The following is a 7,637-nucleotide window of genomic DNA, read 5'->3' as shown; positions in this document are numbered from 1 at the left end:
GATGTGTATAAGAGACAGTCGAATGCATGATGCCGTTTGCGGCGCCTTGGATCACCGTTCAATCGATCGGCGGCGTGCCGCCACCTAAGTATGGTACTCGACATCCGCAGTTCGTGCCGCATGGCTGCTTCCGGTGCGCAGGTGAGGACAGCTGGGTCATGGTAGCGGTGAGTGGCGAGACCATGTGGCAGAGGCTTGCCATTCTCATTGGACGGCCAGACTGGGCGATAGACGCATCGCTGCAATCTGCGGAAGCTCGCCGCGGCATCGAGGATGAAATAGAGAAGGCCATCGAGGCCTGGACGCTCACCCGCGATGCTGAGCAGGCGATGTCGATGTTGCAGGCGGAAAGGATTGCGGCTGGCGTGGCCCGGCAGCCAACTGACCTGCTTACGGACCCGCATCTCAGGTCGCGTGCATTTCTACAGAAAGTGGAACGTGCGTTCACCGGCGTGCAGCAACAGCCGTCAATGCCGATTCGCGATGGTTCTCGGCCCCTTGCAATCCGCATGGCGGCGCCGACTCTCGGAGAGCACAACAGCGAGATCCTAACAGGACTTCTAGGGCTCTCCTGCACCGAGATCGCGCAATTGGCATCGAAGGGCATCATCGGGACGTCGATGGTCGCCGTGCCCAGCTAGCAAAAAAGCAAGCAAGCGTCCTAAACATAACAGTCGACCGCAACGACGCACATTTGCCAACGGCCGCTTTTTTCGTTCGAAGCGGAGGTACCGATCGGTGAGGGTTACCCGCCGGCTTTCTTTACCTCGCGGATGACGAGTCGTCCGCTGTGAGATCCGCGACAAGTTCGACATTGACCGCTTCCTAGCGTCGAAGTGTCTTGGTTTTCGGCTTTGGAGTTCTTGGCCATTTGCTTTCTCCTGGTTGGACGTGCCGCAAGCGGCAGGACGGGCCAGGGGACAAGCTAGTTGTGATTTCGGTCGTTGCCGACATGCGATTGGTCCGAAGAATATCAGCGCAGAGCGCGCCCGTAATGGGACCACCGGGCTTGGCTTGCCCGCACTCGCCCCCGTTTGTCGGCCGGTTATAGCCGAGCCGAACGGATGTTGATGGCCTCGCTTGCGTTGGAGAAGGAAAAATCGTCACGCACAATATTTGCCAACGTCACGGCTAGCCGTACGCTGTTTCGTACGAAGAAGCCCTTCATCTCATGGCCTATTGGTAGGGAAATCCAATTTTCATCGTTCCGGTCGGCCTCCTTCAATCCGCAGGGTCGGCAGCTGCCAGGAACCACAATGAAAGTTAAAGCCAGCACCAGCTGGCAAGTTGAGCGTCAAGGGAGGGAAGAGGACTGCAGCCTTGAACAGCTCCGAGCCGACGAAGAGTGGAAGTTCAATATTCGCGAGAAGTTTTGTGGTTTCAATGGAATAGATCACGTCCTGCGAGACCCGCTGCGTGGCGCCTTTCGTCCAGACCTGAAGAAAACGGATCTGATCGGTTGCGGAGTTCGTGGAAGTGAGTTTCCCGAAGAGCTCCATCGCCTGTGTGGACTCGGTTTGAATTCGTTCCTGCCAATGACAATAGATATCGAAAGCTCGTTTCGAGAACTCCGTCTGCGTCTCGATGGCTCGCTTGGCAAAGTCCTGAAATGCGCCTGTAGCAATGCCTATGTCATCGTTGAGTCCACCTTCCTTCGTCATCACCATCTCCTTTTGTTGTGATTGCTAGCGCCGGCGCTCGAATCGTCCAGGATGAGAAAGGGGCCGATGGGATGCTCCTCGTCGAAACGCGCAGCATGCGCCGCAAGGCGCGCTTTCAGGCCCGTTGCACAGCAACATGGCGGGAGGACTGGACCGTGCCGCCTCGCTCAGCTCGGCGCCGCGCCAAGCACTGCTGCCGATCTGACGGAGGACAGCACCACTATGGCTTTCGTTGATCAATCGGGCTGGCCTCATCTGGACACTTGGGAAGACTGTAGGAGCGCACCGGCGCCATCACCTCTAATCTATCCCAGCAATCGCCGTGCCACTAACGAGGTCGCGCGCGGCCCTCTGTGAAGAAAAAACCATGTGTTTTGCAGCCCGCGCTGCTGGAGGCCTTCGTCGAGGTTGGACATCCGTGTCTTCAACCGGACAGAGGTGACGATTCTAAAATGACGCGATCGCCTGGACAGTGATCTTCGTACCGATCGGATACTGCCCACGTCCCGTCCTTTCGGTTCTGCGAACGCCCTTGTGCGGGCGCTTGTCTAGGGCAGAACTTCGCCCCCGGGCTTATCGACCTGCTCATGAAGTTGCGGGGCTGTTGCGGCGGACGGTTATTGCTTGCAATCGTATGATTGCCGCTAAGACACTATCCTCAGGTATCGGGCCGCTGGCACGCGAAGCTAAACTCTCGACAGATCAAGGGAAGGATAAAACTCGGGCCGGAGCAGGAGGTCACGGTTGCGCGATCGGCATCTTCCCTAGAGCCATCCCTCTCGTACTCACGAATGAATTCGCTGTATCGTGCGGGATCAACGGTCTTCAGGCGGTTCAGCGCGCGTTTCGCTTCCAGATCGGCGTCTTGGCGGTGACGCTCCTTGATCTTGTTCACCGCATCTACCATGCTTTTCAACCGGCGCATCGGCGTTGCCTGCCCGGATCTCTCCCTGAAGGTCTCGAATGAAGGTGTCTCGCAACAGGCGCTGGCCTTAATGCAATTGGGGCGGCTGGCTCGCCAACGTGGCGTTCGAATTTGCTTGGGCAGAATGGCGACGCGTGCGGCAACTGTTGGGATCACAAGAAGTGCGGTGCCGGGATTTGAAGGCGTGTACTCGATCGGGCCAAGTCGGTAACCGCTCAACATTGATTTCCGTCCATCGATCGAGTGCTCAGGGAAGGCTTGCGATGCAGTCAACTACTAACCTTGTCAATTGATGGAGAGGACGAACACATGGCTATCGTGACGTGACCGATAGACCATCAAAGGAATCACGGAACGGAGCCAAAACGAATGAAAGAAATGCTGCTGGGCATGGTAGCCCTGATCGCGATGGCCGCTTCGGTCTTCGCCGCTGATCTGACGGTGCGGCCCCACATCAAAGCGCTCGCAACGGTCACTCGGATCTACGATTGGAGCGGCTTCTACACCGGCATTGATGGAGGTGGAGGCTCCGCGCATCAGTGCTGGGACGTCGTCAATGCCGGCGGCTTGGTCGTCGTTCCGCGCATCATGGGATGCCATAGTGCGACAGGAGGCACCGCCGGCGGTCAAATCGGCTATCGACGGCAGGCGGCGAACTGGGTGTTCGGCCTTGAGGCGCAGGGCAACTGGGCCGATTTCAAGGGCTCCAACGCCAACCTCGCCTTCGCAGGCGTCCAAGATGAATCAAAGATTGATGCATTTGGCCTGTTCACGGGGCAGGTCGGCTATGCCTGGAATAACGTGCTGCTCTATATGAAGGGTGGCGCTGCAGCCGTCCGCGACAAATACCGGGTCTTCGATCTTGCGACCGAGCTGACAATCGACAATGGCAGCGAAACTCGTTGGGGCGGTACGGTTGGCGCGGGCCTTGAATTAGGCTTCGCTCCGAATTGGTCCGTCGGCGTTGAGTACGACCGCTTGTTCATGGGCCGTCGCGATGTGGACTTCTTTTTCTCAAGCGGTTTCGCAGGCGCTCCAGTGGGCGCTCGTGCAGGGACCGCCCGCATCGGTCAAGACGTTGACATCGGGTTGGTTCGCGTGAACTACCGCTGGAGTGACGGGGCGCGAAATATTGACCTTCGCAAGTAAGGACGGCTCCATCGCGCAGGAGCGGCAAATGCCACGTGGCGTGTCGTGCGAGCAGTCAAACGACCATCTGCCGCAAGAATGGTTTGGCAATTGGCTCGGCCCTTGCTCCACTGCTTGCCGTGCAGATCTGCCTGATTTGTCCGCAGTAGAGTGCGTGCACGCGAGATGCTTCGGCGTATCAACACTAATTATCGAGAGCGCGTAAGGGAGAATACCATGACCGACGCTAATGCGGTCAAATCGCAACTCTCGTCCGACCGGCCGATCGCAGTTCGTCGGTTATTCTTTCTCGAGGTGAGCACCAACCGTATTCAAGCGATGAATCCAGATGGTTCCGATCGAAAAGTTATTGTTACTGATTGTCAGCTTCCTGACGGAATCGCCATCGATGTCGGCGCGGGCCACATCTATTGGACCAATATGGGCTCCGGTGTCGCGGTGAACGATGGCTCGATCGAGCGCGCCGATATCGATGGAAGTGCTCGCACAGTCATCGTTCCGCGCGGCGCCACATTCACGCCGAAGCAAATTCAGCTCGATCAAAAAGGCGGCAAGCTGTACTGGTCTGACCGCGAAGGAATGCGAGTTATGCGGTGTAATCTCGATGGCTCTGCAATAGAGACGCTCATCGAGGCGGGCCGCGGTGACGTGGACCGGCGCGACCCGACCAGATGGTGCATTGGCGTCACCATCGACACCGAGCGTCGCCAGTTTTATTGGACGCAAAAGGGTCCGGACAATGCCGGTCTGGGCCGAATCTTCCGCGCCAACATCGACATACCGGAGGGTGAGAGCCCAGCAAACCGCTCCGACATCGAGCTATTGTTCGATGGCTTGCCGGAACCAATTCACCTTGAATTCGATCTCGCGCACCGCGTCCTCTACTGGACGGACCGCGGCGACCCTCCGCGCGGCAATACAGCCAATCGCGCACGCGTCGACACGAAGACGGAGCCGGAAATTCTGATCACTCACCTGATGGAGGGAATCGGCATCGCACTCGACGTTCCCGGCAACCAGATGTTCATCACAGACCTCGCCGGCTCGATCTATTCTGCCGATCTTGATGGAGGGAATAAACGCAATGTCCTTTGGTCCCAGGGCAATTTCACCGGCATCGCGTATGCCGAAATCGAACCCATCAGGGAAACGGAATGACCAGAACGATGCCGATTTCGACGAAACGCCGTGGTCGCCGCTCACCTATCGGCGCGAGCTGGACGGCACTGTTTGCCGCCAGGAGAGCACAGATTTTCGCCAACGACGTGCGACCCAACGCAGAAGCTGCTCTAAGGCAGTCAGCGGCGAGGCCCTTCGTTCGTCCAGAGTCTGGCGACCTACATCCGCAATCTCACTTGCATAAGGCGCGAACGACGCCGTTCTCGTCCAAAACACCGAGTCAGAACGACTTTAATTCAAGAGGGGCTAACCGAGCATCGCGTCGATGTCGCGGCGGTTTCCAATAAGCCAAATCTGCTCCGGCGTAGCATCTGAAAATGAATCCCGAATCTTGGAAACTTGAGCCTGTCGCAGACGTCACTTCTGGCCTTCGTGCTGCGTGAAAGCGTTCCCAAGCGAGTTCGTCAGATCCGCCCACATATGACTTAAGCCCCCGAAAGGAGACGCAGTATGAAGTTTGAGAGCAAGGTCATCGTCACGATTGCTCCAACGGGAGGTGTGGTGAAAAAATCGCAAAACCCACACCTGCCAACCCAGCCTAGCGAAATCGCCGAGGATGTGTACCGGTGCTACGATGCGGGTGCATCTATCGTGGCGCTGCATGCGCGCAGGCCGGACGATGGCGCGACCTGTAATCCGGAAATATACCAGGACATCAACTCCCGGATCCTGGCAAAGTGCGGCATCATCATCAACAACAGCACTGGCGGGGGCATTGATGGAGATATGGTGCGATCCATAGAGCCCGGTCTCGAAGAGGTTATATTCGAACAGCGTCTAAAAGGCCTCGATGCCGGTGCTGACATGGCGACATTTGACGCTCACACCGTTCTAGCCTGCTTTGGCGGCCGCGAAATTGTCGTTAACACCTCGCCGAGCCGCTGCGACATCATGGCAAAACGGTTCCAAAAGAAGGGCATCAAACCTGAATGGGAATGTTTCTCCCTTTCCCATCTTCTCCAAGATCCGATACGCCTGATCAATAAGGGCTTCGACAAACCTCCCTATTGGATCAACTTCGTTCTGGGTGCCGATCGCGGAATTCAGGGCGGACTGCCGTACACGCCGCAGATCCTCGATATGCTCATCGGGAATCTTCCCAAAGGAGCTATGTTTTGCGTTAGCGGCGTCGGTCGAGCACAGGTGCTCGCAACAACTCACGCGGTGCTCGCAGGCGGCCATGTTCGTGTCGGCCTGGAGGACAATCTTTATCTCGAACAAGGCATACTTGCCACGAACGTGCGGCTGGTCGAGAAGACGGTTAGGATTATCCGAGAACTTGGGTACGAGCCCGCCACCGCAGTGGAAGCTCGGGCAATGCTTGGGCTCGCGCCACGCAAATAGCGCGGATAGCCGATCCGATGCTCTCGCTTGCGGCAGTGATTCCCAAAGTTTTAGGCTGATTTCGCCGTGTAGCTCCAGCACCTGAGCAAGAAACGGCGTCTGGTCAGTGACCAATTGCAGGAGCAGAACGAGTTGTTGGACGCCGCTGCCCCCCAGTGTCCTGACGAGGTGAGGTCTGGATTGGTCGCGAGCGCTGTCAGCAAGAATGCGCGACGGCTCGTGCCACTTTTGGGCCTGGCTTATTTCCTCAACGACCTCGACCGGACCAGCGTCGGCATCGCTGCGCTGCAGATGAACGAAGCCATCGGCTTAAGTGCCGCCCAATTCGGCTGGGGCGCCGGGATACTCTTCTTTAGTTACTGCCTGCTGGAAGTTCCCAGTAACATGATGATGTATCGCTTCGGTGCGCGCCGTTGGCTCGCCCGCATCATGATGACCTGGGGCCTTGCGGCCGCGGCGACGGCGTTCGCCGTTGGACCATACAGCTTCTACGGGATCCGTTTCCTTCTAGGGGTTTTCGAATCAGGCTTTTTTCCCGGTGTCATCTGGTACATTTCCATCTGGTTTCCAGCGCGATCGCGGACAGGCGTCCTCGCCTGGTTCATGGCAGCAACACCGCTGTCTTCGTTGATCGGCAATCCCCTATCGGCTTCGCTATTAGAAATGGATGGAGTGTGGGGACTGGCCGGCTGGCAGTGGATGTTCCTGATCGAAGGTCTTCCGGCCTGCCTGCTTGGAGTCCTGTGTCTCGTTCTGTTAGCCGACACGCCTGACAGGGCCTCGTGGCTGACGTCCCGAGAGCGGGACGCGCTGCTGAATGAACTCGCAAGGGAGAAGTACGATAAGGTCAAAAAGGACCTGTGGGCGGCAATGAAGGACGTCCGCGTGCTAATGTTGACGGGCATTACCTTCGCTTTCGCGATCGGCACTTATGGGATCGGTATGTGGCTCCCTCTGATCCTAAAGAGCCGCAACTTGAACAATATGCAGGTCGGTTGGCTCTCGGCCGTGCCCTATTTCTTAGTGACAATAGGCATGTTGTTCTGGGCGCGGCTTGTCGATCGCAAGGGGCAAAAGATCTATAATCTGATCGCCGCATTGATGCTTGGCGCCACCGGATTCGTGTTTTCGGTCGTGCTCACCTCGCTCGTGCCGGCGCTCATATGCATGACGCTCGCTCTGATCGGAACGATCTCCGCACGGACGATCCTCTACACGATCCCGCAGAGTTTCCTTACTGGCGCCGCTGCCGCCGGAGGCATCGCATTCATCAATTCCATTGGTGCTTTTGGCGCCTTCGTTGGCCCATACATGGTCGGCTTCCTTAAGGATAGGACGGGATCCTTTGACATTGGCTTGGTCGTAATCGCAATCGTGCT

At 57.4% G+C, this 7,637-nt stretch carries 7 protein-coding genes; 5 read left to right on the top strand and 2 right to left on the bottom strand.

Annotated elements, in window-relative coordinates:
* The first annotated feature begins 26 nt into the window (after positions 1–26).
* Entirely contained in the window at positions 27–641 is a 615-nt protein-coding gene (locus Q2941_RS49730) for a CoA transferase (RefSeq protein ID WP_458197266.1), read from the top strand.
* Between the two features lie 558 nt (positions 642–1,199).
* Here the strand turns inward: Q2941_RS49730 and Q2941_RS49725 are convergent.
* Both Q2941_RS49725 and Q2941_RS49720 read right to left on the bottom strand, forming a co-directional pair.
* The gene (locus tag Q2941_RS49725; protein ID WP_458197265.1) at positions 1,200–1,661 is read right to left on the bottom strand and encodes a hypothetical protein; all 462 of its coding nucleotides are present in this window, start codon (positions 1,659–1,661) and stop codon (positions 1,200–1,202) included.
* A 658-nt stretch (positions 1,662–2,319) separates the two neighbouring features.
* Complete coding sequence (locus Q2941_RS49720) at positions 2,320–2,808, bottom strand: hypothetical protein (RefSeq protein ID WP_458197264.1); 489 nt, start codon at positions 2,806–2,808, stop codon at positions 2,320–2,322.
* 147 nt (positions 2,809–2,955) lie between these two features.
* On the opposite strand from Q2941_RS49720, the gene Q2941_RS49715 reads away from it, so the two are divergent.
* From Q2941_RS49715 to Q2941_RS49700, 4 genes are all read left to right on the top strand, one after another.
* Entirely contained in the window at positions 2,956–3,735 is a 780-nt protein-coding gene (locus Q2941_RS49715) for an outer membrane protein (protein WP_458197263.1), read from the top strand.
* A gap of 216 nt (positions 3,736–3,951) precedes the next feature.
* Entirely contained in the window at positions 3,952–4,893 is a 942-nt protein-coding gene (locus Q2941_RS49710) for a 3-hydroxyacyl-CoA dehydrogenase (protein ID WP_458197262.1), read from the top strand.
* Between the two features lie 471 nt (positions 4,894–5,364).
* Positions 5,365–6,258 carry a beta-keto acid cleavage family enzyme gene (locus Q2941_RS49705; RefSeq protein WP_458197261.1) on the top strand — a complete coding sequence of 298 codons (894 nt, stop codon included), beginning with the start codon at positions 5,365–5,367 and terminating at the stop codon, positions 6,256–6,258.
* Between the two features lie 180 nt (positions 6,259–6,438).
* A partial coding sequence (locus tag Q2941_RS49700) for an MFS transporter (RefSeq protein WP_458197260.1) occupies positions 6,439–7,637 on the top strand: 1,199 nt, incomplete at its 3' end.

The sequence above is a fragment of the Bradyrhizobium sp. UFLA05-153 genome (genome assembly GCF_054185185.1).
This window is presented reverse-complemented; position numbering and strand designations above follow the sequence as displayed.